The 26,104-nt window shown below is 62.7% G+C and carries 21 protein-coding genes; 11 read left to right on the top strand and 10 right to left on the bottom strand.

Features of this window, described 5'->3' with window-relative positions; genetic code table 11:
- Window positions 1–6 precede the first annotated feature (6 nt).
- Window positions 7–786, bottom strand: a complete 780-nt coding sequence (locus E5E97_RS18465; RefSeq protein WP_011706486.1) for a membrane protein — start codon at window positions 784–786, stop codon at window positions 7–9.
- A gap of 380 nt (window positions 787–1,166) precedes the next feature.
- Between E5E97_RS18465 and E5E97_RS18460 the strand changes: the two genes are divergently transcribed.
- The 4 genes from E5E97_RS18460 to E5E97_RS18445 all read left to right on the top strand — a co-directional run bounded on the left by E5E97_RS18460 (window position 1,167) and on the right by E5E97_RS18445 (window position 8,226).
- A complete protein-coding gene (locus tag E5E97_RS18460; protein WP_101150900.1) occupies window positions 1,167–2,792 on the top strand; it encodes an MCR-3-related phosphoethanolamine--lipid A transferase in 1,626 nt (541 codons plus the stop codon).
- Window positions 2,793–3,269: 477 nt separating this feature from the next.
- Window positions 3,270–5,819: a bifunctional lysylphosphatidylglycerol flippase/synthetase MprF gene (gene mprF, locus E5E97_RS18455; protein ID WP_171280741.1), complete on the top strand. Its 2,550-nt coding sequence runs from the start codon at window positions 3,270–3,272 to the stop codon at window positions 5,817–5,819.
- A gap of 9 nt (window positions 5,820–5,828) precedes the next feature.
- The gene (locus E5E97_RS18450) at window positions 5,829–6,515 is read left to right on the top strand and encodes an AcvB/VirJ family lysyl-phosphatidylglycerol hydrolase (protein ID WP_101150897.1); all 687 of its coding nucleotides are present in this window, start codon (window positions 5,829–5,831) and stop codon (window positions 6,513–6,515) included.
- A gap of 157 nt (window positions 6,516–6,672) precedes the next feature.
- The gene (locus E5E97_RS18445) at window positions 6,673–8,226 is read left to right on the top strand and encodes a PAS domain-containing methyl-accepting chemotaxis protein (RefSeq protein ID WP_171280740.1); all 1,554 of its coding nucleotides are present in this window, start codon (window positions 6,673–6,675) and stop codon (window positions 8,224–8,226) included.
- Between the two features lie 65 nt (window positions 8,227–8,291).
- Here E5E97_RS18445 and E5E97_RS18440 read toward each other — a convergent pair whose 3' ends face one another.
- Entirely contained in the window at window positions 8,292–9,875 is a 1,584-nt protein-coding gene (locus E5E97_RS18440) for a GGDEF domain-containing protein (RefSeq protein ID WP_171280739.1), read from the bottom strand.
- Between the two features lie 86 nt (window positions 9,876–9,961).
- Here E5E97_RS18440 and E5E97_RS18435 point away from each other — a divergent pair, with 86 nt between their 5' ends.
- From E5E97_RS18435 to maiA, 6 genes are all read left to right on the top strand, one after another.
- Window positions 9,962–10,621 carry a TIGR01621 family pseudouridine synthase gene (locus E5E97_RS18435; RefSeq protein WP_171280738.1) on the top strand — a complete coding sequence of 220 codons (660 nt, stop codon included), beginning with the start codon at window positions 9,962–9,964 and terminating at the stop codon, window positions 10,619–10,621.
- Window positions 10,618–11,286: an HAD family hydrolase gene (locus tag E5E97_RS18430; RefSeq protein ID WP_171280737.1), complete on the top strand. Its 669-nt coding sequence runs from the start codon at window positions 10,618–10,620 to the stop codon at window positions 11,284–11,286. Before E5E97_RS18435 ends, E5E97_RS18430 begins: the two co-directional genes overlap by 4 nt.
- A 237-nt stretch (window positions 11,287–11,523) precedes the next feature.
- Window positions 11,524–12,621 carry a 4-hydroxyphenylpyruvate dioxygenase gene (gene hppD, locus E5E97_RS18425; RefSeq protein ID WP_171280736.1) on the top strand — a complete coding sequence of 366 codons (1,098 nt, stop codon included), beginning with the start codon at window positions 11,524–11,526 and terminating at the stop codon, window positions 12,619–12,621.
- 47 nt (window positions 12,622–12,668) lie between these two features.
- Window positions 12,669–13,829, top strand: coding sequence for a homogentisate 1,2-dioxygenase (locus E5E97_RS18420; protein ID WP_171280735.1), 1,161 nt, complete (start codon window positions 12,669–12,671; stop codon window positions 13,827–13,829).
- Window positions 13,830–13,840: 11 nt separating this feature from the next.
- A complete protein-coding gene (locus tag E5E97_RS18415) occupies window positions 13,841–14,839 on the top strand; it encodes a fumarylacetoacetate hydrolase family protein (protein WP_171280734.1) in 999 nt (332 codons plus the stop codon).
- 72 nt (window positions 14,840–14,911) lie between these two features.
- Complete coding sequence (maiA, locus tag E5E97_RS18410) at window positions 14,912–15,550, top strand: maleylacetoacetate isomerase (protein WP_043119137.1); 639 nt, start codon at window positions 14,912–14,914, stop codon at window positions 15,548–15,550.
- 78 nt (window positions 15,551–15,628) lie between these two features.
- On the opposite strand, the gene E5E97_RS18405 is transcribed toward maiA, so the two are convergent.
- The 6 genes from E5E97_RS18405 to E5E97_RS18380 all read right to left on the bottom strand — a co-directional run bounded on the left by E5E97_RS18405 (window position 15,629) and on the right by E5E97_RS18380 (window position 21,800).
- Window positions 15,629–16,252 carry a glutathione S-transferase family protein gene (locus E5E97_RS18405; protein ID WP_171280733.1) on the bottom strand — a complete coding sequence of 208 codons (624 nt, stop codon included), beginning with the start codon at window positions 16,250–16,252 and terminating at the stop codon, window positions 15,629–15,631.
- Window positions 16,253–16,373: 121 nt separating this feature from the next.
- Complete coding sequence (locus tag E5E97_RS18400; RefSeq protein ID WP_011706473.1) at window positions 16,374–16,874, bottom strand: thioredoxin family protein; 501 nt, start codon at window positions 16,872–16,874, stop codon at window positions 16,374–16,376.
- A gap of 179 nt (window positions 16,875–17,053) precedes the next feature.
- Window positions 17,054–18,718 carry an asparagine synthase B gene (asnB, locus tag E5E97_RS18395; RefSeq protein ID WP_171280732.1) on the bottom strand — a complete coding sequence of 555 codons (1,665 nt, stop codon included), beginning with the start codon at window positions 18,716–18,718 and terminating at the stop codon, window positions 17,054–17,056.
- Window positions 18,719–18,911: 193 nt separating this feature from the next.
- Window positions 18,912–19,280 (bottom strand): cupin domain-containing protein, encoded by a 369-nt coding sequence (locus tag E5E97_RS18390; protein ID WP_171280731.1) that lies wholly within the window; start codon window positions 19,278–19,280, stop codon window positions 18,912–18,914.
- Between the two features lie 126 nt (window positions 19,281–19,406).
- Window positions 19,407–20,981, bottom strand: coding sequence for a cation:proton antiporter family protein (locus E5E97_RS18385; protein ID WP_171280730.1), 1,575 nt, complete (start codon window positions 20,979–20,981; stop codon window positions 19,407–19,409).
- Window positions 20,982–21,050: 69 nt separating this feature from the next.
- Entirely contained in the window at window positions 21,051–21,800 is a 750-nt protein-coding gene (locus E5E97_RS18380) for an HAD-IIA family hydrolase (protein ID WP_011706469.1), read from the bottom strand.
- A gap of 214 nt (window positions 21,801–22,014) precedes the next feature.
- Here E5E97_RS18380 and E5E97_RS18375 point away from each other — a divergent pair, with 214 nt between their 5' ends.
- Window positions 22,015–23,034 carry an adenosine deaminase gene (locus E5E97_RS18375; RefSeq protein WP_171280729.1) on the top strand — a complete coding sequence of 340 codons (1,020 nt, stop codon included), beginning with the start codon at window positions 22,015–22,017 and terminating at the stop codon, window positions 23,032–23,034.
- Between the two features lie 86 nt (window positions 23,035–23,120).
- Here the strand turns inward: E5E97_RS18375 and E5E97_RS18370 are convergent, their stop codons facing one another.
- Window positions 23,121–24,242, bottom strand: a complete 1,122-nt coding sequence (locus E5E97_RS18370; protein ID WP_076361013.1) for an alkene reductase — start codon at window positions 24,240–24,242, stop codon at window positions 23,121–23,123.
- 188 nt (window positions 24,243–24,430) lie between these two features.
- On the bottom strand, window positions 24,431–25,966 hold the full coding sequence (locus tag E5E97_RS18365) for a TerC family protein (RefSeq protein WP_011706466.1): 1,536 nt from the start codon (window positions 25,964–25,966) through the stop codon (window positions 24,431–24,433).
- Window positions 25,967–26,104: the final 138 nt, after the last annotated feature.

The raw sequence follows: 26,104 nt of genomic DNA, 5'->3' as shown, positions 1-26,104 counted from the left end.
GCGTGATTACTGTTCGATATCGAGCTCAGCCCGAACCGGTTGCCGGTTGCGCAGGGTCGAGATCAGCACCAGCGCGGCGATGGCGGCCAGCAGGGTGAAGGAGGCGGAGTAACGGCTCAACTCCAGCCCGCCCTTGCTGAGCGGCTTGTCCAGAAAATCCCCCACCACGGCTCCCAGCGGCCTGGTCAGAATGAAGGCGGCCCAGAACAGCAGGGTCCGCGACACCCGGGTCAGGTAGTAGGTTGCCACGATGGCGGCCAGCATGCCGCCGAACAGCACGGCACTGCCTGCATAACCAAAGCCGGCCTCGTCTGCGGTCCAGTCACCCAGTGCGGTGCCCAGTGTCTGGGAGAACATGATGGTGACCCAGTAGAACAGCTCGGTGCGCGGCGTGGTAATGCTGCCGGTGGAGATGCTGCCCTGCAACCGATACCAGAGCAGGAAGGAGCCCATCAGCAAGGCCAGCAGCAGGGTGGAACCCCCGGCGTAGCCCAGCCCGAGCGAGCGATCGGCAAAGTCTGCCAGAGTGGTGCCGACCGTGGTGGTGGCGATGATGGTGGTCCAGTAAAGGAGGGGGTTATAGGAGGTTGCCGCGATCTGCGCGCTGACCGACACGAAGAAAATCACGGCAAAGATGGCCGTGCTCACCAGATAACCGAGTTCCATCGACATGGAGACGGCGTCACCCCCCGTCTCCCCCAGGGTGGTCGCCAGAATCTTGATGACCCAGAATGCCAGGGTGATCTCTGGCACCTTGCTGATTGCTGCGCTGTTGCTGTTGTGCATGTTAACCCTCTCTCGCATCTGTCGTGTGACGAGGACTCGTCAGGGAACAGCCTCGCCGAGCAGTCTTAAGCAAAACTTAAGGGCGAGCGGCCGTCTTGAAAAAGAGTGATGCGAGCGCCAGGCGGGAAGGTGAGTCGTATATTGATGACTGTTTTTTGAGCGACTGCATAACACGGGTATCTTAATTTTTCCTTAAGTATCGTCGGCTAGGCTGTCAGTTTGCTGATGCTTGTTGATATGCATCACATTATTGAAGATATTTGAAAATAGTATATTTGGTGTTTTCAGCACGCTGTTACTATCCGGCGCCAAATATCGGCGTGTCGACTCTGGTTCGGCTATTTCGACGTGTAATAAAGAAGCGTAACAGGGAGATATGCATGCCTTCTTTTCTTAGAATAAGAATTGTTCCATTTATTTTGTTGTTGGCATTTATCTTTGCCTTCTTGCTCAACTGGCCAGTCCTGCTGCATTTTTATGAGATATTGACGCAGCTTGAGCATTTTAAAATCGGGTTTGCCATCTCCATTCCCATCGTATTGGTAGCGGCATTGAACTTTGTATTCATGCCATTCTCTGTGCGTTATTTCATCAAGCCTTTCTTTGCCTTTCTGTTTATCACCGGTGCCATTGCCAGTTACACCATGATGAAATACAAGGTGCTGTTTGATGGCGACATGATCCAGAACATCTTTGAGACCAACCAGAGCGAGGCTTACTCCTACCTGAGCGTGCCCATCGTGGTCTGGGTATTGCTGGCCGGAGTGCTGCCGGCGGTACTGCTGTTCTTCGTCAAGATAGAGTATCCGGCCAAATGGTATCAGGGCCTGTTGCAGCGCGGCCTCTCCATGCTGGCCTCGCTGGTGGTATTGGGGCTCATCGCCGCAGCCTACTATCAGGACTATGCCTCGGTCGGGCGCAACAACCAGACCCTGAACCGGGAGATCACGCCGGCCAACTACATGTACAGCACCACCAAGTATCTCTACAAACGGTATCTGGCGGAGCCGGTGCCGTTCCAGCGCATGGGCGACGACGCCAAGCGGGTGGCCGGCAAGGAGAAGCCGACCATGATGTTCCTGGTGGTAGGGGAGACGGCGCGCGGCAAGAACTTCTCCATGAACGGCTATCACAAGGAGACCAACCCCTTCACCAGCAAGCAGGCGGGGATCATCTCCTTCAACGACGTGCGCTCCTGCGGTACGGCGACGGCGGTCTCGGTACCCTGCATGTTCTCCAACATGGGGCGCAACCAGTTCGACGGCAACCAGGCCCGCAACAGCGAAGGGCTGCTGGATGTGCTGCAAAAGAGCGGTATCTCCATCTTCTGGAAGGAGAATGACGGCGGCTGCAAGGGCGTGTGCGATCGGGTGCCGAACATGGTGGTCAAGCCCAAGGATCACCCCAAGTTCTGCGACAAGAACACCTGCTATGACGAGGTGGTGCTGGAAGGGCTGGACGACGAGCTGGCCGGCATGAAGGGGGACAAGCTGGTGGGCTTTCACCTCATCGGCAGCCATGGCCCGACCTATTACAAGCGTTATCCGGGGTCGCATCGCCATTTCCTGCCGGATTGCCAGCGCAGCGATATCGAAAACTGCACCGATCAGGAGCTGGAGAATACCTACGACAACACCATTCGCTACACCGATTTTGTGATTGCCAGCATGATCGAACGGCTGAAAAAATATGAAGACAAATACAACACGGCGCTGATCTATATTTCCGACCATGGTGAGTCACTGGGGGCATTGGGGCTCTATCTGCACGGTACCCCTTACAAGTTTGCGCCGGATGATCAGACCCGGGTGCCCATGCAGGTGTGGATGTCGCCCGGTTTCTCCAAAGAGAAGGGAATGAACCTCGATTGTCTGCAGCAGAAGGCAGCCAATACCCGTTATTCCCACGACAACCTGTTCTCGTCCATGCTGGGGATCTGGGATGTGAATACGGCGGTATATGACCAGCAGCTGGATATCTTCAGCCAGTGTCGCAGCGTGCAGTAACGCCATATTGAGATAAAGGGGAGCCTGGCTCCCCTTTTTATTTTGGCGCAGCCTGATGATGACCCGTGAGCGGCTTGCCAACCTGACCAGATGGGTCGGGTAACGCGCGTTGTCTGGTGTATGATGTTACTGCTCATTAATTGTTCTGCGTGCCAACGGGATGTGGCGGGGCTGACCGCCAGGATAAGCGGCGAATTAATCTGCCGGCAGCTGAGTAATTTTATTTCGAGGGCAAGACTCGTCTTTTGCAAAAAAGTCGATATAAAGTGGGATGCCATGCTGGGCGGGGGCATTTTCCAGGCAGCCAGGGCCAAACTGGCCATGTCATCCGTGCCGATCGTTCGCCGCCCACGGCCCATAACATATCTATTTGAAGGCCAAGGCGCGAAGGAGTGCAGTCTGTGCTTCCCGCTGCGGGTGGCCATGTTCAGCAACGTGACGCGCATGGCCATGGCCTCGCGTCGGTAGGGATCGGCAATGCGGCGTCATCTGTTTATCTGGTTAGGCCCGTTATGTAGCTTGTTGTTGTTGGGGGCGGCGCTGGCCGTGCTCTATCGTTTGACTCACCTCTGGCACTGGCACGACATCCGGCTGGCCATCTGGTCTTTGCCGCTGCCGCTGCTGGGTGGTGCCCTGTTGCTGACCCTGTTCAGCTATGCCTGCCTCTGCTGCTACGACATGCTGGCGGTGCACGCCCTCGGCAAGAGGCTGCCCTGGCAGCAAGTGGGGGTCACCTCGTTCATCGCCTACACCTTCTCCAACACCCTGGGTTTTGCCCTGCTGACCGGCTCGTCGGTGCGCTATCGCATCTACTCGTCGCTGGGGCTCGGCACCGGGGAGGTGGCCAGGATCATCGTCTTCTGCTCGGTGACCTTCTTCCTCGGCCTGCTGGCCTGGGGGGGCACGGCCCTGCTGGTGGGGCAGGCCACCACCTTGCTGCCGGACTGGCCGCTGTGGGCCGATCAGCTGCTCAACGTGGCGGGTGGGCTGGCACTCTTGGCGGTGCTTGGCTACCTGTTCTGGCCAAAACCTGCACTGGTCTGGCGCGGCCACGAGCTGGTGTTGCCGGTATTCAGAACCCGGCTGCTGCAACTGCTGGTGGCGCTGCTGGACTGGATGGCCGCCGCCGCCGTGCTCTATGTGCTGCTGCCGGCGGACAGCGTCTCCTATCCGGTGCTGCTCAGTGCCTTCGTGCTGGCCAGCTTCCTCGGGGTGCTGGCCCATGTGCCCGGCGGGATCGGGGTGTTCGAGGCGAGCATGAGCCTGCTGCTGGCCAAGTACCTGCCGGTGGACAAGCTCTTGGCCTCCCTGCTGCTCTATCGCTGCATCTACTATGTGCTGCCTTTCCTGTGCGCCCTGCTGCTGTTCACCAGCCAGGAGCTGTTGCAGCAGAAGGCGCGCTGGAGCCGGTTGCAGGGCATCATGACCGCGGTACGCGAGTTCCTGCCGGCGCTGATCAGCCTGGGGGCGTTCGCGGCGGGCAGCCTGCTGCTCTGTTCGGGGATGATCCCCACCATGCGCGGACGCATCGAGATGTTCCTGCAGGTATTGCCACTGCACCTGCTGGAGCTCTCCCATGTGCTTGGCAGCGTCAGCGGCGTGCTGCTGATCCTGCTGGCCCGCAGCCTCTACCGGCGCCACGATGCGGCGTTTCGCATCACCCAGCTGCTGCTGGGGTTGGGGATGATCTTCTCCCTGCTCAAGGGGTTCGACTGGGAGTCGGCCCTGCTGCTCGGGCTGTTCCTGCTCATCATCACTCCCTGCCGCTCACTGTTCTATCGCAAGGGCTCCCTGCTGCACGCCCAGTTCACTCCGGGCTGGCTCATCTCGGTGGGGGCCGTGCTGCTGGGGGCGCTCTGGCTGCTGCTCTTCTCCTACCGCCAGGTGGAGTATGACCACGCCCTCTGGTTCCACTTCTCGCCCCATGGCGCCGCCTCCCGCGGCTTGCGAGCCATGGGCAGCGTGGTGGCCGTGCTGGCCGTGGTCGGGGTGGCCCAGCTGCTGGCGCCGCTGCGGGTCTCCGGGCGCAAGCCGGAGCCGGACGAGCTGGCCCGCGCCCATGCCCTGGTGCTGCGGGAGGGGGGCGGTCATGGCTACCTGGCCCAGCTTGGCGACAAGTCGCTGCTGTTTCATCCCGGCGGCGAGGCGTTTTTGATGTACGGCGTCGAGGGCAATGGCTGGATCGTGATGGGGGATCCCATCGGTCAGCCTGAGCTTATCGAGGAGCTGCTCTGGCAGTTTCGCGAGCTGTGCGATCAGCACGATGCCAGCCCGGTGTTCTATCAGGTGTCGGCCCGCTACCTGCCGCTCTATCTGGAGTTGGGCCTGATCCCGTTCAAGCTGGGGGAGGAGGCCATTGTCGATCTGGCGGCCTTCGAGCTGGCTGGCAGCCGGCTGCGCAACCTGCGCCAGAGCCATGCCAAGGGCAAGCGGGAGGGGCTGTCGTTCGAGGTGGTGGCGCCTGAATATGTGCCTGCACTGTTGCCGCGCCTCAAGGAGGTGTCGGACACCTGGCTGCAGAGCAAGCAGGGCAAGGAGAAGGGCTTCTCGGTGGGCAGCTTTGAGCCCGCCTACCTCAGCCTGAGCCCGGCCGCGCTGGTGCGTCACGAGGGGCAGATCGTCGGTTTTGCCAACCTCTGGGTCAGCGACAACAAGGAGAGCCTCTCCATCGATCTGATGCGCTACAGCCTGGACACGGGCACGGCGCCCATCATGGACTTCCTGTTCGTCGAGCTGCTGTTGTGGGGCAAGGCCGAGGGCTACGCCAGCTTCAACCTCGGCATGGCGCCCATGTCCGGTTTCAACGATCACCCCCTGAGCGGCTACTGGACCCGGCTTGGCAACACCATCTTCACCCGGGGCAGCCGTTTCTACAATTTCCAGGGGCTCAGACGCTACAAGGAGAAGTTCTCGCCGGACTGGGAGCCGCGCTACCTGCTCTGTACCAGCAAGCTGGTGCTGCCGAGGGTGCTGACCAACCTGATATCCCTGATCAGCCGAGGCCCGTTCGGGCTCATCAAAAAATAGGAGTCGGCCATGAAAATCCTGTTATTGCTGCTGGCGTGCTGCGCCTTTTCGCTCTCTGCCGCGCCGGTGAAAGAGGAGTTGGGGCTGGTGGAGCTGCCGGTGGCGCAAGCCTCAAGTGCCCCCATGGTGGTGTTCATGAGCGGTGACGGCGGCTGGGCGGCGCTGGACAAGGGCCTCAGCGCCCAGTTGCAGCAGCACGGCATGCCGGTGGTGGGCTGGAGCTCACTCACCTACTACTGGAAGAAGAAGGATCCAGAGCAGGTCACCGCCGATCTGGTGCGGATCCTGGACGATTACCAGTCCCGCTGGGGGCGCCAGCGCTGGCTGTTGGTGGGCTTCTCCTTCGGTGCCGAGATAGTGCCCTTCGTGATCAACCGGTTGCCCGAGCCTTATCGCAAGAGCCTGATCGGGGCCGTGATGCTCTCACCCTCGACCGCCTCCGACTTCGAGATCCACGTCAGCGACATGGTGACCCACGACAAGGCGGGCAGCTATCCCACCCAGCCCGAGGTCAATGCCATCCACACCCTGCCGATGCTCTGCGTGCAGGGGGCGGATGACGACTCGCCGGTGCGGCTCTGTCCCCGTCTGCAGCAGCCCAACGTGACCACGGTGACCCTGCCCGGTTCGCACCATTTCGAGGATGACTACCCGGTGCTGTTCAAGACCATTGCCAGCCATCTTTCACTGCAATAAATATCGCGCGCCGGCAGGAAATATTGATTTAAATCAATGATTATTTCCTGCCGGCCCGATCCGTTCTCGCCCCGTCAGAATCTTTTTGCATTGACCTTTACAGGTGCTGATTGCTTCCCAACACTCTACTGAGCAACAACGTAAGAGTGGGGGCTACATGCGCGAACAAAAAGGCCATCTTGTTGATCAGGAAGTGGATTTCGCAGCTGATGAACAGCTGGTGTCCACCACGGATCTGCGGGGCGTGATCACCTACGCCAATGACAACTTCTGCCGGGTCGCCGGTTACAGCCGGGCCGAGCTGGTGGGGCAGCACCACAACATGGTGCGCCATCCTGACATGCCCAAGGCGGCATTTGCCGACTTGTGGGGCAAACTCAAGCAGGGCCAGCCATGGCGCGGCATGGTGAAGAACCGCTGCCAGGATGGTCGCTATTACTGGGTGGATGCCTACGTCACCCCCATCTTCGAGCAGGGCAAGATCAGCGGCTATCAGTCGGTGCGCTGCCGCGCCGATCCGCAGATGAAGCAGATCGCAGCCCGCACCTATGCGCGGCTGCGAGCGGCGGAGCAGGGCGGCGGCAAGCCCAGGATTTCGCTGGCGCGGCTGCGCCACGGGGTCGCGGTGGCCGGGTTGCTGGCACTGGGCTGGCTCGGCACCGTGCAACTGGGCGGCTGGGCTGCGCTTTACATGGCGCTGCCGCTGATCTTGCTGGGGCTGCTCTATCGCCACGAACTCATCACCACCCCCCGTTACCTGCAGCAATTGGCCGGCGAGTACGACAGCCTGACCCGGCTCATCTACTCGGGCCAAGAGCCAAGCGCCATCGCCGACTTTCACATCAAGCTGCTGCAGGCCCGTATTCGCACCGTGCTCGGCCGGGTGGATGATGCCACTCACGCCCTGCAGGATCTGGCGGTGCATCTGAAGAGTGCTTCCAGCGAGGCCAGCTCGGACATCGCAGAGCAGGATGCCCAGACCCAGCAGATGGCGGCCGCCATCACCGAGATGGCGAGCACGGCCCAGGAGATCGCCCGCAACATCCAGGACACCAACAGTCAGATTGCCGAGGCCAAGGCTCACTGCCAGCACACGGATCAGCAGTTGATCGAGACCGAGCACAAGATCACCGATCTGGCGAAGGAGGCGGAGCACGCCTTTGCCTCGGCGGTGGCGCTGGCCAGTGAGTCGGATCGCATCGGGGTGCTGATGGGAGAGATCCAGGGCATTGCCGATCAGACCAACCTGCTGGCGCTCAACGCCGCCATCGAGGCGGCCCGGGCCGGCGAACAGGGGCGCGGCTTTGCGGTGGTGGCGGACGAGGTGCGCACCCTGTCTACCCGCACCCACAAGGCGACCGAACAGATCCAGAGCAGCATCGGCCAGATCCAGCGCACCCTGAACGGCTGGAAGGGAATGATGCAGAACAACCTGCAACAGACCCAGGCTTGCGTAGAGATGACCCGGATGGGGTCGGACAGCCTGCATCAGGTACTGACGGAGATCGAGCTGGTGATGGACTTCTCGGCCCAGATCTCGGCGGCGGCGGAGGAGCAGCAGGCGGTGGTGGAGAACATCAGCCAGAACGTCAACCTCATCTCCCAGCACTCCCATGCCAACAGCAGCAAGATGCAGGATGTCGACGAGTCGAGCGAGATCCTGCTGACCAAGGCCAGACAGCTCAAGTCCCTGGGGCAGACCTTCGGCTAGTCGCCGCTGCCATCCATACAACAACAAGGCCACCCGCGGGTGGCCTTGTGCTGTCGGGGTTTGGATCAGCCTGGGGGCTCCGCCAGCGGAGCCCCCTTGTCGTGGTACATGGCGCGGTCGGCCTGGATCAGCCACTGCTCGGCGCGCCAGCCCGGCTGGTACTGGCTGATGCCGACGCTGATGCCGACCGTCAGCGGGACCCCTTCCACCTCGAATGGCGACTGCATGACGGCCCTGATCTGCTCGGCGATGGCATCGGCCTGCGCCTGATCGTGGCCCGGCAACAGCAGCACGAACTCGTCGCCGGCCAGTCTGGCGAAGAAGTGCTGTGGCCCGAGGCTGCGGCTGATCCGCTCCGCCAGCTGGCAGAGGAGGGCATCGCCGTGGCTGTGGCCGAAGTTGTCGTTGACCTGCTTGAAGTCGTCGAGGTCGCAAAACAGCAGGCAGCCGGGGGCCGGACCCTTGACCTGGGCATCGAGCTGCTCCATCAGGCTCAGCCGGTTGGGCAGGCCGGTGAGAGGGTCGCGGCGGGCCAGTTGCCAGATCTCCTCCTCCCGCTGGCGGCGCAGGGCGATTTCGCGATTGAGCCGCTGGTTGCACAGTAGCAGATAGAGGGCCAGCAGCAGGATCAGCACGCTGGCCGCCAGGCTCAGCAGGAACCAGGGACGCCAGAAGATCCACTGCTCGGAAGGGGCCTGATAGAGAAATTCGTGCAAGGAGACCGGCTTGGACACCAGCCCGATCTCGACCAGCTGCTGCATGATGTGGGTCATGCGATCGGGATTCATATACCCGATCTCCACATAGAGCGGCTGGATCATCTCCTTGCTCACCTGCAGCTCGTACTCCATGTGGGCCTGACTGCGGTTGACGCCATACTCCTTGCGCAGCAGGGCGATGGCCTCCTGCGGGTGGGCGAGGGCGTAGCGCCAGCCCGCCAGGCTTGCGGCCCGAAACCGGGCTACCCGATCCGGATGGGCGCGCTCCTGCGCCTGGGTGGTGAACAGGATGTCGCTGTAGAAATCGATGCCGTAGTTGCGCGGATTGATGACGGAGACGGGGATGCCGCGCTCCTCCAGATAGAAGGGCTCGTTGCTGAGGTAAGCGTTGAAGATGTCGACCCGGCCCTCGATGAGATCCTCGATGTTTACCGAGGTGGGCAGCGGGATGAGCTGGTGCTCATTGAGCCCCTGATAGAAGAGGGTGGCCAGCAGTTCGGCGTCCTGATGGGCCGAAAACATCATGATCCGTTTGCCACGCATGTCGTCAACGGTGAGAATGCCGCTGTCACGGCGAGCCAGAAAGATGGACGGGGAGTGCTGATAGACGCTGGCCAGCGCCAACAGCGGCTGGCCGCTGGCGTAGCTGGTGAGCACCTCTGTGTTGCCGACCCCGAAGTCGGCCCGCCCGCTCAGCACCTCTTCTACCGGGCTGATGTCCTTGCCGCCAGGCCGTATCTCGACGTCCAGCCCGGCACTGGCATAAAAGCCCTTGGCCTTGGCCATGTGATAGCCAACGAACTGGGGCTGATGCAGCCAGCGCAGCTGGAGTACGACCCGCTCCGGCGCTTCAAGGGTGGATTCGCTGGCCCGCAGGGGAACAGCGTGACTGATGCCAATCAGCAGCAGCCAAAGCAGGTATCTCTTCATCCGTGCGAGTCTTGTTCTGAGTGTTCATGGGGTGCGACCCCGCAGGGTCATGTTCTTGTAATTAAAAACATTCTAAAGGGTTATTGATGTACCGGATACTAGCGCAGCACAAAGATTTCATGGTTATCAACAAGGGGCCCGGGCTCGGTATGCATGACGAGACCGACGAGGCCGGCCTGCTCCATCCGGGGCTGGTCAGTCGGGTCAAGGCCGACACCGGTCTGCTGCTCTACCCGGTGCATCGGCTCGACAAGATGACCTCCGGGCTGGTGCTCTTGGCGCGCACCACCGAGGCCAATCGGGCCCTCAGCATGGCCTTTGCCGCGCGGGAAGTGAGCAAGCAGTATCTGGCCCTCTCCGATCGCAAGCCCAAGAAGAAGCAAGGCTGGGTGAAGGGGGACATGCAGAAGGGGCGGGGCGGCAGCTGGATGCTGGCGCGCAGCCAGGACAACCCGGCCATCAGCTGGTTCGACTCCGTCTCGGTGCGCGAGGGCTTGCGGCTCTACCGGATCAAGCCCAGAACCGGCAAGACCCACCAGATCCGGGTGGCCTTGAAGAGCGTGGGGGCGCCGATCCTCGGCGATGAGCGCTACGGCGGCACGGCGGCCGATCGCGGCTATCTGCACGCCTGGCGTCTCGCGTTCACTCTGGGGGGGGAGGCGTTCGACTTCGTCTGCCCGCCCGATGAAGGCACGCTGTTTGTGCTGCCCGAGCTGCATACCGCCATCGCGGGGCTGGCCGAATGAAGGGGGCAACAGTACCAGGAGTGCCGGATCTGCCCGTCAGCGGCTGGATCCTGGCGGATTTTGACGACACCCTGGCGCCGGATGACAGCCATGCCGGACTGCTGCGTTTCATCCTGCGCCGCCGTATCTGGCCGCTGCTGCTGTGGCCGGTGATGGCGCTGGGCGGGCTGGTCTATCTGCTGCCAAGCCAGCGTCGGCGCGGCATTTCACTGATCTGGTGGGCCATCACCCTCGGGCTGTCGCCGCTGGGGTGGCGACGCCTGGTGCGGGCCTATTGCCGTACCCGGCCTGGACTGTTTCGTGAGGCGCGCGCCCTGCTGCTGGCCGAAGGGCAGCGCTGCTGGGTGCTCTCCGCCAGCCCTCGCGCCCTGGTGCGGGGCCAGCTGCATCAGCAACTGCCCGGCCATCTGCCCCATCGCATTCTGGGGTCGCGGATGCACTATCGCCTCGGCGGCCTGATGCCGCGTTTTTACTGCCACGGCCGCCACAAGATCCTGCCCGGGATCCACGCCCTCGGCGCCACCCTGGCCCTGAGCGACAGCCTGCACGACTTGCCGCTGCTGGCAGAGGGGCAGGCGGCCTGGCTCATCAATCCCACCCCGGCGCGGCTGCAACAGGCGCGGCAGGCATTGCCCCATATCGAGCCCAGATACTGGTCCCTGTAAGGCAAAGCTGACAGCCTTGCGGGGCGCCACCGAGCGTGCCACAAGGCTGCGGCCTTAATGTCACAATCTATTTACATCTTTTGGCGGTAGCCCCCGTCAAACTATCTGAACGCCGCCTCTTCTCTTCCGCCGCGCCGCCACCTCTAATGAAACAAGTTGTTAACAATGCCGGTGGCGGCTGCCCGCAGCGCCCCGGTGTTACCCTCTTCGTTATCAGTCAATCGCAAGGAGCGCATCATGACGACCACTTCTTCTGCCCGTACTCACACCATCAATCCGCTCGGCACCGATGGTTTTGAATTCGTCGAGTACACGGCGCCGGATGCCAAAGGGATTGCTGCCCTCAAGGCGCTGTTCGTCTCGCTGGGCTTTGCCGAGGTGGCGCAGCACAAGCACAAGCAGTGCTGGCTCTACCGCCAGGGGGGCATCAACTTCGTGGTCAATGCCGAGCCCCACTCCCAGGCCGAGCAGTTTGCCAGCCTGCACGGGCCGAGCGTCTGCGGCATGGCGTTTCGGGTGAGCGATGCAGGCAAGGCCCAGCAGTACGCCATCGGCAAGGGTGCCAAGCCCTTCGTCGGCAAGATTGGCCCCATGGAGCTCAACATCCCCGCCATCTACGGCATCGGCGAGAGCACCCTCTCTTTCGTCGACCGCTACGCTGACAAGGGCTCCATCTATGATGTGGACTTCGTCTTCTATCCCGACTGGCAGGCGCGCATGGCCGAGGTGGATGCCGGGTTGTACGAGATTGACCACCTGACCCACAACGTGCAGCGCGGCAACATGGACGTCTGGTCCAATTTCTACGAGCGGATCGGCAACTTCCGGGAGATCCGCTACTTCGACATCGAGGGCAAGCTGACCGGCCTGCATTCCCGCGCCATGACCGCCCCCTGCGGCAAAATTCGCATCCCCATCAATGAATCTTCCGACGACAAGTCCCAGATCGAGGAGTACCTGCGTCAGTACAAGGGGGAGGGGATCCAGCACATCGCCATGGCGTCGAGCGACATCTACCACACCATCCGCACCCTGCGCGGCCGTGGCACCGGCTTTATGCCGACCCCGGACACCTACTACGAGAAGGTGGACAGCCGGGTGGAGGGGCACCAGGAGGATCTGGCGGCGCTCAAAGAGCTGCGTATCCTGATCGACGGCTCTCCCACCAAGGACGGCATCCTGCTGCAGATCTTCACCGACACCGTGATCGGCCCGGTGTTCTTCGAGATCATCCAGCGCAAGGGCAACGAAGGCTTTGGCGAGGGCAACTTCCAGGCACTGTTCGAATCCATCGAGCTGGATCAGATCCGCCGCGGGGTGCTCAATGATGCGTAACGGGAACCGCCACGGGCGGGTTGGTTGTCAAGCAAGGGAGGTTGGCGATGCGCAACTGGATTAACTTTCCCCACCGGGAGGGGACACACTCCCGCCAGGCTCATGCCGACCTGCCCGAGCAGGCCATCTATGAGCGCGAACTGGGCCGCTCCGGCTTTTTCGGGCCGGCCACCCACATGCACCACAAGCATGCCCCCACCGACTGGGTCAACTGGGAGGGGCCGCTGCGCCCGCGCCTGTTTGATCTCAATGCCCTCGGCGAGGAGGTGAGTTCCCTCTCCCCCTGGGTGATGCCGGATATTCTCAGCAACCCCCACTGCCGTTACCGCATCTGGCGCCTGCATGAGCCCATGCCGTTTCTGGTGCGCAACGCCGATGGCGACGAGCTCCTGTTCATCCATGAGGGGAGCGGCGAGTTCTATTGCGACTACGGTCACCTGACCCTGCGCGATGGCGACTACCTGGTGATCCCCCGCGGCACCATGTGGCGCATCGAGCCGACGGCGCCCCTGTTCATCCTGATGATCGAGGCGACCAACGACAGCTACCAGCTGCCGGACAAGGGGCTGGTGGGCAATCACGCCATCTTCGATCCGGCGGCGCTGGACGTGCCGGCCATCAACGAGCGCTTCCTGGCCCAGCAGGATGAGAACCCCTGGTCGCTGCAGGTCAAGCGTCACAACCAGGTCTCGGTCATCACCTGGCCGTTCAACCCGCTGGATGCGCAGGGTTGGCACGGAGATCTCTGCGTGGTGCGCCTCAACTGGCGGGACATCCGCCCGCTGATGAGCCATCGCTACCACCTGCCGCCCTCGGCTCATTCCACCTTCGTGGCGAGCCGGTTCGTGGTCTGCACCTTCGTGCCGCGCCCCATCGAGAGCGATCCCGGTGCCCTCAAGGTGCCCTTCTTCCACAGCAACGACGACTACGACGAGGTGCTCTTCTACCACGCCGGGAATTTCTTCAGCCGGGACAACATCGAGCGGGGCATGGTCACCTTCCACCCCGCAGGGTTCACCCACGGCCCCCATCCCAAGGCGTTTGCGGCGGGTCAGGCCTATACCAAGAAGTTCACCGACGAGGTGGCGGTGATGCTCGATACCCGCGATGCGCTCAACGTCGGCAGCCTGTGTGACGGGGTGGAGAACCCGCGTTACGTCACCAGCTGGTTGCGCCCGGAACTCACGCCAGCCACGAACGGCAAATAAAAGGAATCCCTATGAAACTGGCAACCCTGAACAATGGCAAACGGGACGGCGCCCTGGTGGTGGTGAGTCGCGATCTGAGCCGCGCTGTGCGCGTGCCGCAGCTGGCCGCCACCCTGCAGGCGGCCCTCGACGAGTGGGCCGAACTGGCGCCCAAACTGACTGCCGTCTATCAGCAGCTCAACGATGGCGCCTGCGCCGACGCCTTCCCGTTCGACGAGACGGCCTGTCTCTCCCCGTTGCCGCGCGCCTACCAGTGGGCCGACGGCAGCGCCTACGTCAACCATGTGGAGCTGGTGCGCAAGGCCCGCGGCGCCGAGATGCCAGAAAGCTTCTGGCATGATCCCCTGATGTATCAGGGGGGCTCGGACAGCTTCCTGCCACCCCGTGGTTCCATCCCGATGGGGTCGGAGGAATGGGGCATCGATTTCGAGTCGGAGATCGCCGTCATCACCGACGACGTGCCGATGGGCACCAGCCCGCAGGCGGCCGCCGGCCACATCAAGCTGCTGATGCTGGTCAACGACGTGAGCCTGCGCAACCTCATCCCGGGGGAGCTGGCCAAGGGCTTTGGCTTCTTCCAGTCCAAGCCCTCCAGCAGCTTCTCGCCGCTGGCCATCACTCCGGACGAGCTGGGGGATGACTGGCGCGACGGCAAGGTGCATCTGCCCCTCGAAACCCACCTCAACGGCGCCCTGTTCGGTGCCCCGGACGCCGGGGTGGACATGACCTTCAACTTTTATGAGCTGATCGCCCACGCCGCCAAGACCCGGCCGCTCGGGGCGGGCTGCATCATCGGCTCGGGTACCGTCTCCAACTACGACCGAAGCCGCGGCTCATCCTGCCTCGCCGAACTGCGAATGCTGGAAATTATCGAGTCAGGTCAAGCCACTACACCCTTTCTGCGCTTTGGTGATACAGTGTCCATCGCGATGCAGGATCGCAACGGGATGAGTCTGTTTGGCACCATTTTGCAGCGGGTCACGCCGGCGGGGGCCAGTCAGACGAAGTGAGGGGCCAGCATGGATACGAGGCCGGCTGGTGAACGGCAGGTGCCCTTGCACCTGCCAACACAGGGACAGATTATGTTGCAGTTGTTTGGATATTGGCGTTCATCAGCAAGTTATCGGGTACGGATCGTGATGCAGCTCAAGGGGCTCGATTATGAGCAACATCCGGTCAATCTGCGGCAGGGCGAGCAGCGCGAGAAGGCCTATCGCCGGCTCAACCCCCAGGGGCTGGTGCCGTTTCTGGTGGATGGCGAGGTGCAGGTAGGTCAGTCGGTGGCCATCATGGAGTACCTCGACGAAACCTATCCCGCCCACCCGCTGATGCCCTCGGCCCCGCAGGAGCGCGCCCGGGTACGCCAGATCGTCAACATGATCGCCTGCGACATCCACCCCCTCAACAACCTGCGGGTGCTCAACTATCTGGAGCAGTCGCTGGGGCAGGGCAAGGCACACCGCGACGAATGGTATCGCCACTGGATTGACGAGACCTTCGCCGCGCTGGAGCAGTTGCTGATGACCACCGCCGGCATCTATTGCGTCGGCAACGAGGTGACCCTGGCGGACTGCATGCTGGTGCCCCAGGTCTACAACGCCCGCCGCTACGACATGTCGCTGGAAGACTACCCCACCATCAATCGCATCGTCGCCAACTGCGAGCAGCTGCAGGCCTTTATCAAGGCCGCGCCAGAGCAGCAGCCGGATGCCCAGCCCTGACATACGGCAGGCCGGGCCTGGTCATCCCGGCCCGGCCTGCCGTGTTCACTCTGCCAACACCCTCCCTTCCCGTTCGCCTCAGGGCGTTCCGTTGCAGCCATAGCGCCGAAAGCCGGGCCGCTCGCCCAGTCGCTGGTAGTAGTCGTTCACGGCCGGCAGTTGCGGACGATCATAGGGCGTCTCCAGCCAGCGGTTGACCGACAGCCCGATGGGAATGTCCGCCAGCGAGAAGTGGGGGCCGGCCACATATCCCCCCGCTGCTTGAAGCTGTCTCTCCAGGATCCCCATGCAGTGAGACCACTGCAGGCAAGCTGCGTGACGGGCCTGATGGTCTTGATGCTGGGGGGAGCGCCGCACCAGCGACAGGAAGGCGTAGCGCCAGGCGCTGTTCAAGTCTGATGCCTGCCAGTCAATCCATTGATCGACCCGGGCCCTTGCTCTCGCCTCGACGGGATAGAGCGCGTTGTCGCCGTAGCGCGCCGCCAGGTAGCGGATGATGGTGTTCGACTCCCACAGGGTGAAGTCGTCATCCTGAATGACCGGCACCATGGCATTGGGGTTGAGTGCCAGAAACGCCGGGGTATCCGTCGGCTTGAAGCCGGACCCCCACTCCTCCAGCTCGAACGGGAGATCCAGCTCGGCGCAGGTCCACAGCACCTTGCGCACATTGATGGAGGAGGCTTTGCCCAGTATCCGTAACATCTTTTCGTCCTTGTCGGGGGGATGGCCGGCTTGCCGCAGGCCTACAACCCCTGCTTGCATGGCCATCGAGGCCCAGCACAGTCACCGACCGTGCAGGGCCCTGATTGCATCGATTGGCGAGTCAGCCGTGGGTGGTCTTGGGCTGGAAGAAGGCGATGAACTTGCCGAATTTCTCCCCGTCGTAGCTGTCACCCTTCTCCAGCAGCCCGGTGTTGAAGGATTCCAGCAGCTTGCCCTTGGCATCCAGCACGTAGAAGTGGGGCACCCCCAGATACTCGGGATACCCTTTGAGGAAGGATTCGTTCTTGTTCTGCTTGCTGACGTTTACCTTGACCACCACGAAGGTGCGGTTGAGCTGGCTGGCAAGATCGGGTTGTTGGTCCAGAAAGTGGTTCATCTCCTGGCACCAGCTGCACCACTCGCCGCCCACCAGCAGCAGGACTTTCTTGCCCTCGGCGCTGGCCTTGGCGGTGGCGGCGGCGAGATCGCGGGCCGGGTCCCGCTGCTCGTCATAGCCCTGGCTGTAATCGGGCAGGCTCTGGCTCCAGAGGTGGCCGGCGCTGTACGCCTCGCCATGAAACAGGGCGGTGCCAAGCACCAGCGGCAATAGCAGTCGGTTCATCACGTGCTCCTTGTGTTGTTGTGGTTGCTTCCAAGCCGCAACAATGTGACACGAGCGAGCCCGGCCGCCAAGGGGGAGATGGGCGCTTGTTATGCAGAAAGCGGGAATGGGTCGGCGGGAAAAAACAAAGCCCCTCGCAGGAGGGGCTTGGCATTGAGGCAAAGGAGGTCGCCGGCAGATCAGTAACCCTGCTGGTGGACGTCCATCACGGCGCGACCGGACGGGTCGGCCATCTCCTTGAACTTGGCATCCCACTCCAGCGCGGTCGGGGTGGAGCAGGCGACCGACTTGCCGTAGGGCACGGTGCGGGCGGCGGATTCCAGCGGGAAGTGCTCGTCAAAGATGGCGCGGTAGAAGTAGGCCTCCTTGGTCAGCGGGGTGTTGACGGGGAAGCGGAAGGCCGCCGCCTCGAACATCTGATCCGTCACCTCTTCCTCGACCATGGCTTTGAGGCTGTCGATCCACGAATAGCCCACGCCGTCGGAGAACTGCTCCTTCTGGCGCCACGCCACTGCGTGGGGCAGCAGATCCTCGAACGCTTCGCGCAGGATGTGCTTCTCGATCTTGCCCTTGCCGCACATCTTGTCGGCAGGCTGCAGGCGCATCGCCACGTCCATGAACTCCTTGTCGAGGAAGGGCACGCGACCCTCCACACCCCAGGCGGCCATCGACTTGTTGGCGCGCAGGCAGTCATAGAGGTGCAAAGAGGCGAGCTTGCGCACGTTCTCTTCGTGGAACTCGCGGGCGTTGGGTGCCTTGTGGAAGTAGAGGTAGCCGCCGAACAGCTCGTCGGAGCCTTCACCGGAGAGCACCATCTTGATCCCCATCGCCTTGATGTAGCGGGCCATCAGGTACATAGGCGTGGAGGCGCGGATGGTGGTGACGTCATAGGTCTCGAGGTGATAGATGACGTCGCGCAAGGCATCCAGACCTTCCTGCACGGTGAAGTGGATCTGGTGGTGGATGGTGCCGAGGTGATCAGCCACCTTGCGGGCGGCGGCGAGATCCGGCGAGCCTTCCAGGCCGACGGCGAAGGAGTGCAGCTGGGGCCACCAGGCTTCGCTCTTGCCATCATCTTCAACCCGACGGGCGGCATAGAGCTTGGTGATGGCGGAGATGACGGACGAATCCAGCCCGCCGGAGAGCAGCACGCCGTAGGGCACGTCGCACATCAGCTGGCGTTTGACCGCCGCTTCCAGCGCGGCTTTTAGCTCGGCCTTGTCACTGACATTGTGCTCGACCGCGGCGTACTCCATCCAGTCGCGCTTGTACCAAGTTTTAAGCTCGCCATCCTTGCTCCACAGGTAGTGTCCCGGCGGGAAGGTTTCGACGCTCTTGCAGACCGGTACCAGCGCCTTCATCTCGGAGGCGACGTAGAAGTTGCCGTGCTCGTCGCGACCGGTGTAGAGGGGGATGATCCCCATGTGGTCGCGACCAATCAGGTAGGCATCCTGCTCGGCGTCATAGAGGATGAAGGCGAAGATGCCGTTGAGATCGTCCAAAAAGGCCGGGCCCTTCTCCTTGTAGAGGGCCAGCAGCACCTCGCAGTCGGAGTGGGTCTGGAACTGGAAGTCGACCTTGAGGTTCTTCTCCAGCTCCTTGTGGTTGTAGATCTCGCCGTTGACGGCCAGCACGTGGGTGCGCTCGGGGTTGTAGAGCGGCTGGGCGCCGTTGCCCGGATCGACGATGGCCAGGCGCTCGTGCACCAGAATGGCTTTATCGGAGCTGTAGACGCCGGACCAGTCAGGACCGCGGTGGCGCAATCGCTTGGACATCTCCAGCGCCGATTTGCGCAGCGCGGCCGCATCGGATTTGATGTCCAGAATGCCGAAAATAGAACACATTGGCGGTAATCCTCTTGATTTTTATAGGAGCCCCCCACGAACGGGCTCGAAATTCCATTTACATTCCTCGCCAATCACAATGCCTAGCGCAAAAACCTTTTGCAAGCGGGAAAACCGCACAAAATCATGCCGCAAACGTCAAGCCGACGGGGGCATCAAGCGGCGGGTACCTAGGGGCGACTTGACGCGCGCGTCAAGCGGTGGCGGGCTCGAAGATCACATAGAGCTTGCGACAGGGGGTGAGGGTCTCCCACTCCCCGACAAAGCCTGCCGGGATGACGAACTGATCGCCGGGCTTGAGGGGCAGTCTGCCGCCCTGGCCGTCGTGGATCACTGCCTCGCCCTCCAGCAGCTGGCAATATTCGTGCTCGGTGTAGTGGATGGCCCAGCGGCCGGGCTCACAAGCCCAGAAGCCCACGTGAAACTGCTGGCTCGGGTCTGAGTAGTGGTTCCATACCGTCTGGCGCGGATTGCCGGCGCGCAGGCGCTCGGGGGCGGGCATCAGCGGGGTGGGGGCCGCCTCGTGGCGGTCGAGCAGGATCCAGTCGTTGAGGGTCTTCATGCTGCCTCCTTGGCAAGGGATAAAAAACGGGGCCATCCAGGCCCCGTGGTTGTTCGTTTTATTAAACGAGGTTGCGCATAACGTAAACGATAGCGCCTCCCTTGCCAAGGGGGCCGCAGTCCCCCGTCAGCGTGGCTGCAGCCGTTTGATGACGTGACGGGCAAAGCCGCTGCCCGCTTCGTCGTAGACGTTGAACACCGCATCTACCCCTTGTTCTTTCAGGGAGGCGATGTCGTCCTCGAAGCGGACGATGGCGGCAATCTTGCCGGCAAAGCCGTGGCTGCGCAGTTTCTCGATGGCGTAGAGGTTGCCCGAGTGGTGAGGCATGGCCAGTAGCACCAGGTTGACCTGGTTGGAGAGCAGCACCTTGTCCCAGAAGTCGGTATCGGTGGCATCCCCCTCGATGACGTTCATGCCCTGGGCGCGCAGGGTGGGCAGCTTCTCGCTGTCGTTCTCCACCCCGAGGATCACGGTGCCGTACTTGTTCTCCAGCTCGAAGTAGGCGCCCTGACCGATCCGCCCCATGCCGAGGATGATCACCTCGGCATCGCCGAGCTCGATGGGCCTGTCCTCCGGGTGCAGGGTGGTGGCCTGCATGCCGCGCAGCCAGTTGCCGAGCCGATGGTAAATGCGCTCGCTCTGGCCGTTGAGGGGGGCCGAGATCATGAAGCTGGCTGCCAGCGCCAGAGAAAGCGCGACCAGCCACTCGTGGGAGATCCATCCCGCCTTGGCGGCGATGGCCGCGACGATCAGGCCGAACTCCGAGAAGTTGGTGAGCGCCAGGGTGGAGAGCAGGGCGGTACGCACCCGCAGGTGGGCGCCGCTGTAGACCAGATAGTAGAGAGCGCTTTTGAGCGGCAGGGCCAGCACCAGCGCCAGCGCCAGCAACATGGTGTCGTGGGTCGGCAGGCCGTTGAGGCCGATGGTGAGAAAGAAGCAGATGAGAAACAGATCTTTGAGGTTGAACAGCGACTTGGCCAGCCCCGCGGAGGCGGGGTGGGAGGCGATCAGCATGCCGATGACCAGTGCCCCGAGATCGGGCTTGAGCCCCACCACCTCGAAGCCGGCAGCCCCCACCACCAGCGCCAGGAAGATCCCGAACAGCACCTGCAGCTCGCCGTGGCCGGCCCGCTCCAGCAATTTCAGCAGCAAGGGGCGCAGCAGCGGCAGACCCAGGATCCAGAGCGCCCAGATGCTGGGCCACTGGCCGCTGGAGACCGCCAGGAAGGCCACCGCGAACAGATCCTGCATCACCAGCACGCCGACGGCGAGACGGGCATAGAGGGCGTTCATGTCGCTGCGCTCCTCCAGCACCTTGACCGCAAACACGGTACTGGAGAAGGAGAGGGCAAAGCCCAGCAGCAGTGCCAGCCGCCAGTCCAGCGACATGGCCAGCGCCAGCCCGAGCCCCTTGCACACCAGCAGCACCACGGTGAACAGCAGGGTGGAGAGCAGCAGGTGCAGGCTGGTGGTGCCCCAGACGTCGCGCCGCATCAGGATCTTGACGTTGAGCTTGAGGCCGATGGTGAACAGCAGCAGCGTGACGCCCAGATCGGCGATTTCGTTCAGGGCCGGGGTGTTCTGATAGCCCATGCCGTTGAGCAGAAAACCGGCCGCCAGAAAGCCCAGCAGGGACGGCAGGCCGATGAGGTTGACCAGCATGCCGCAGCCAAAGGCCACGGCGATCATGACAGGTTCCATTGCGCGTCCTTCAGGGGTAACGAGGCCGACCTGGGCCTTGCGCCAGGCCGGCCCGTCAGCCGGCAGGGATCAGACGATGTCGATATCCACCACTGAATCGAAGATGTGGTTCGGCCGAAACGGCATGCGGTCGATGTCGGCCACCTTGCTCACCCCGGAGAGTACCAGCACCGTCTCGAGGCCGGCCTGGAAGCCCGCCAGAATGTCGGTACGCAGGTTGTCGCCGATGATGATGGTGTCGTCGGAGTGGGCCTCCATCCGGTTGAGCGCCGCGCGGATGATCCAGGCGCTCGGCTTGCCGACGTAGAACGGCTTCTTGCCGGTCATCCGCTCGATGGGGGCGCACAGGGCGCCGCAGGCCGGGTGCATCATGGGGCCGTGGGTATCCGGGTTGGTGGCGATGAAGCGGGCCCCCTGATCGACGAACTTGGCTCCCAGCTGCATCATGGTCCAGTTGTAGTTGCGGGTCTCGCCCACCACCACGAAGTCGGGGTCGATGTCGGTGATGGTGAAGCCGGCCTTGTAGAGCTCGTGGGTCAGCGCCCCTTCGCCGATCACATAGGCCTTCTTGCCGTCCTGGCGCTTGAGAAAGTCGGCGGTGCCCATGGCGGAGGTGTAGAAGCACTCCTCCGGCACCTCGATCCCGGCGGAGCGGAAGCGGTTTTGCAGATCTTTCTGGGTCTGGGCCGGGTAGTTGGTCAGAAACAGCAGCTTGCTGCCCTGCTCCAGCAGGCGGTGGACGAAGCGGTCGGCACCGGGCACCAGATCGTTGTTGTGCAGGATGACGCCGTCGATGTCGCAGATGACGTTTTTCTTCATGGGGACTCCTTGTGTACGCGCAAGAGGCGGCGGAAAGTTGCGCCAACTCTCAAGATCTTCAAATAGTTATGTTGTTTTTGTGACGCCATTATAAGTCTGTTTGATGACAAGTCTCCCCCATAAACAGAGATAGGTGCACAATGAACGACAGAGGGGAGGGATCCGCTCTGCCACTGGCTGGTCCCGCTGTCTGTGAACCGATGGAGCCGTCATCATGGATAACTTTATTGCCGGTCTGCCCAAGCTGGAGCTGCACCTCCATATCGAAGGCTCGCTCGAGCCGGAACTGATGTTTGCCCTGGGCCAGCGCAACGGCGTGGCCCTGCCCTGGCCTGACGTGGCCAGCGTGCGCGCCGCCTACGAGTTCGACTGTCTGCAATCCTTCCTCGATCTCTACTACCTGGGGGCCAGCGTGCTCATCACCGAGCAGGATTTCTTCGACCTCACCTGGGCCTATCTGGAACGCTGCGCCGCCGACAAGGTGGTGCACGTGGAGATCTTCTTCGACCCCCAGACCCACACCGCCCGTGGCGTGCCCTTCGCCACCGTGCTGGGCGGCATCGAGCGGGCGCTGCAGAGCGGGGAAAAAGCGTTTGGCATCAGCTGGCGGCTCATCATGAGCTTCTTGCGCCACCTGAGCGAGGAGGATGCCTTTGCCACGTTGGCGCAGGCTACTCCCTTCCTGTCGCGCATTCACGGCATCGGCCTCGACTCGGGGGAGCGGGGCAACCCGCCCAGCAAGTTTGCCCGGGTCTTTGCCCGCTGCCGCGAGCTGGGGTTGCCGGTGGTGGCCCACGCCGGCGAAGAGGGGCCGGCGCAGTATATCTGGCAGGCCATCCGGGAGCTTGAAGTGCGGCGCATCGATCACGGGGTCCGCTGCGTCGACGATCCCGATCTGCTGCGCTATCTGGCCGATACCCGGCTGCCGCTCACCGTCTGCCCCCTCTCCAACACCCGTCTCAAGGTGTTTGACAAGATGGCCCACCACAACGTGCTGACGCTGCTGGAGCAGGGGCTGTGCGTCACCATCAACTCCGACGATCCCGCCTATTTTGGCGGCTACATGAATGCCAACTTCCACGCCCTGGCCCATGAGCTGGGGGCCAGCATGAACCAGCTCTGCCGCTTGTCACTGAACGCGGTGGAGGCGAGCTGGCTGAGCCTGGCCGACAAGGCGCGGCTGACCCGGGAGATCAGAAGCTACGCCGCCTGCTACGGGGTCAGCCTCCATTAGCCTGCGGCGCCGGCAAGCATGACAGGCATAAAAAACGCGCCCACCATCTCTGGTGGGCGCGTTTTTTATGCCTGGGCGGGTGTGACTCAGGCCGTGTGGGGCTGGGCGGCCGCCTGATAGGCCGGGTAGTCAATCAAGCCCTTTTCGCCGCCGCCGAACAGGGTGGCCGGATCGTGAGGGGCCAGCGGATAACCGTGGCGCAGCCGCTCGGGCAGGTCGGGGTTGGCCACGAAGGGGCGACCGAAGCCTATCATGTCGGCCCAGCCCGCCTCGAGTGCCGCCCGGGCACGCTCGCCATCATATTTGCCGGCATAGATGAGGGTGTTGGGGAAGGCGTCGCGCAGCCCCTGCTTGAAGCCTTCCGCCATCAGCGGGGCATCGTCCCAGTCCGCCTCGGCGATGTGCAGGTAGACCACGTCGAGCCGGCCCAGCAGGCGGGCGGCGGCCAGGTAGGTCTCCTGCGGGTTGGCATCCACGGTGCCGTTGAGGGTGGTGAGTGGCGCGAGGCGCACCCCGACCCGGTCGGCCCCGATCTCGCTGCAGACCGCCTCGGTCACCTCTTTCAAGAAACGCAGCCGGTTCTCCAGCGAACCGCCGTAGCCGTCGGTGCGGGTGTTGGACTCGGAGTCGAGGAACTGGTTGATGAGGTAGCCGTTGGCGGCGTGCAGCTCGATGCCGTCAAAACCGGCCAGCATGGCGTTGCGAGCCGCCTGACGGAACTGGCCCACTACCGCGTCGATATCGGCCTGGGTCATGGCGCGCGGGGTGACGGTTTCGACAAAACCGGGGGCATCGCTGCCGTTGTCGACGAACACCCGCACCCCTTTCGCCTGAATGGCGGAGGAGGAGATGGGCTGGGCACCGCCGAGGTTGTCAGGGTGAGTGACCCGGCCCACGTGCCAGAGCTGGGCGAACATGGTGCCGCCCTTGGCGTGGACTGCGTCGGTCACCTGCTTCCAGCCGGCCACCTGTTCGGCGCTGTGGATCCCCGGCGTCCAGGCGTAGCCCTTGCCCATGGGGTCAATCTGGGTGCCTTCGCTGATGATGAGGCCGGCCCCGGCGCGCTGAGCGTAGTAGGTGGCCATCATGGCATTGGCCACGTCACCGGGCTGGCTGGCGCGGGAGCGGGTCATGGGGGGCATGACGATGCGATTGTTGAGGTGCAGCTGGCCGAGACGCAGGGGGCAGAACAGGTGATCGTGGTGCATGGTGAATTCCTCATGGTGATGATGGGCTCACTCTAGTGCCGGCATCCCTTGCGAAAAAGAGGGGTAATTGCAGAAAAGAATTGCGCTGATGGCAACAATGGTGAAAAGAGGAAGGGCAGGGGGAGGCACCTGAATAAAAAAGGGGGCCAGCAAGGCCCCCCTTTCTCAGCATGGTTCACGCAATGGCGTCAGGCCTCCAGCGGCATGACGCGCACCCGCTCGATGCGCCGCTCGCTCACCTCGACCACTTCGAAGCCGAGCTGCTGCAGTTGCAACTGCTGGCCGGGGGCGGGCAGGGTGCCGAAGTGGGAGAGCAGCATGCCGGCCAGGGTGACGTACTCGTCGCTCTCGCTCACCAGCCCTTCGTGTTCCAGCACCTGCTCCACGTGGTGGATGTTGGTGCTGCCGTTGATGAGCCAGCCTTCCCCATCGCGGACGATGTCCGGCGTTTCATCTTCATCGGGCAGTTCGCCGACGATGGCCTCCAGCAGGTCGTGGGTGGTCACCAGCCCCTGGATCACGCCGAACTCGTCGGCCACCAGGATGAGGCTGCCCTTGGCCTGGCGCAGCTCCGCCAGCAGCTTAATCACGTTGATGGTCTGCGGCACTATGATGGGGTCGTTCTGCTTGGCCAGCTCGCTCAAGGATTGCCCTTCGTTGAGGGCAAACAGCAGGTCGCGCGCCTTGACCACCCCGATCACCTCGTCCAGATCGCCGTCACAGACCGGGAACAGGCTGTGGGGCTCCTGCTGCAGCAGGGCGCGGATCTCGTCGTTGGAGTCGTTGACGTCGATCCAGGCCATCTCGGAGCGCGGGGTCATGATGGTGCGGATGGAGCGTTCGGCCAGCGACAGCACCCCGGTCACCATGTAGCGCTCCTCTTCGCCAAAGCTCACCGGCTCGGCGGCGGGGGCGTCCAGATCGTCATCCGGCCGGTCCTGATACGCCTTGCTGCCCATCAGCTTGAAGATGGCGGCGGTGGTGCGCTCCCGCAGGGGCTGCTTGGCCTCGTGGCGCTCGGCACTGCGCTGGGAGAGCTGGTTGAAGAATTCGATCAGCACCGAGAAGCCGATGGCCGCGTAGAGGTAACCTTTCGGAATATGGAAGCCAAACCCTTCCGCCACCAGGCTGAAGCCGATCATCAGCAGGAAGCTCAGACAGAGCACCACGACTGTGGGGTGGGCGTTGACGAAGCGGGTCAGCGGCTTGGAGGCGAGCACCATCACCAGCATGGCGATGGTGACGGCCGCCATCATGACGCCCAAGTGTTCCACCATGCCGACGGCGGTGATGATGGAGTCCAGCGAGAAGATGGCATCCAGCACCAGGATCTGGGTGATCACCACGCCGAAGCTGGCATAGACGCCGACCGGCCCGTCTTCGGGCGGCTTGGCCTCCAGCCGCTCATGCAGCTCGGAGGTGGCCTTGAACAGCAGGAACAGGCCGCCCCCCATCAGGATCAGGTCCCGACCGGAGAAGGGGTGATCCCACAGGTGCAAAATGGGGGTGGTCAGGGTGACCAGCCAGGACATCACGCTCAAGAGCCCCAGGCGCATCAGCAGCGCCAGCGACAGGCCGATGACGCGGGCCTTGTCCCGCTGAGCGGGGGGCAGTTTTTTCACCAGGATGGCGATGAAGACCAGGTTGTCGATCCCGAGCACGATTTCCAGGACGATCAGGGTAAACAGACCGATCCAGATGTGGGGATCCAGCAGCAATTCCATGTAGTGACCTCAATAAAAAACAGACAGAGCAGAGAGTGAGCACGGCGTACGATGGCCGCAGTGACAGCAAGGCAATGGCGTTATTCAGAGGCGCTGATTAAGCAGATAAAGATAGGCTTTGACGGGAAGAAACGAAGG

It is taken from the genome of Aeromonas sp. 2692-1 (genome assembly GCF_013085505.1).
GTDB classification, from domain to species: domain Bacteria; phylum Pseudomonadota; class Gammaproteobacteria; order Enterobacterales; family Aeromonadaceae; genus Aeromonas; species Aeromonas hydrophila.
The sequence above is the reverse complement of the archived record's forward strand: the minus strand, read 5'-3'. Positions and strand labels throughout refer to the sequence as shown.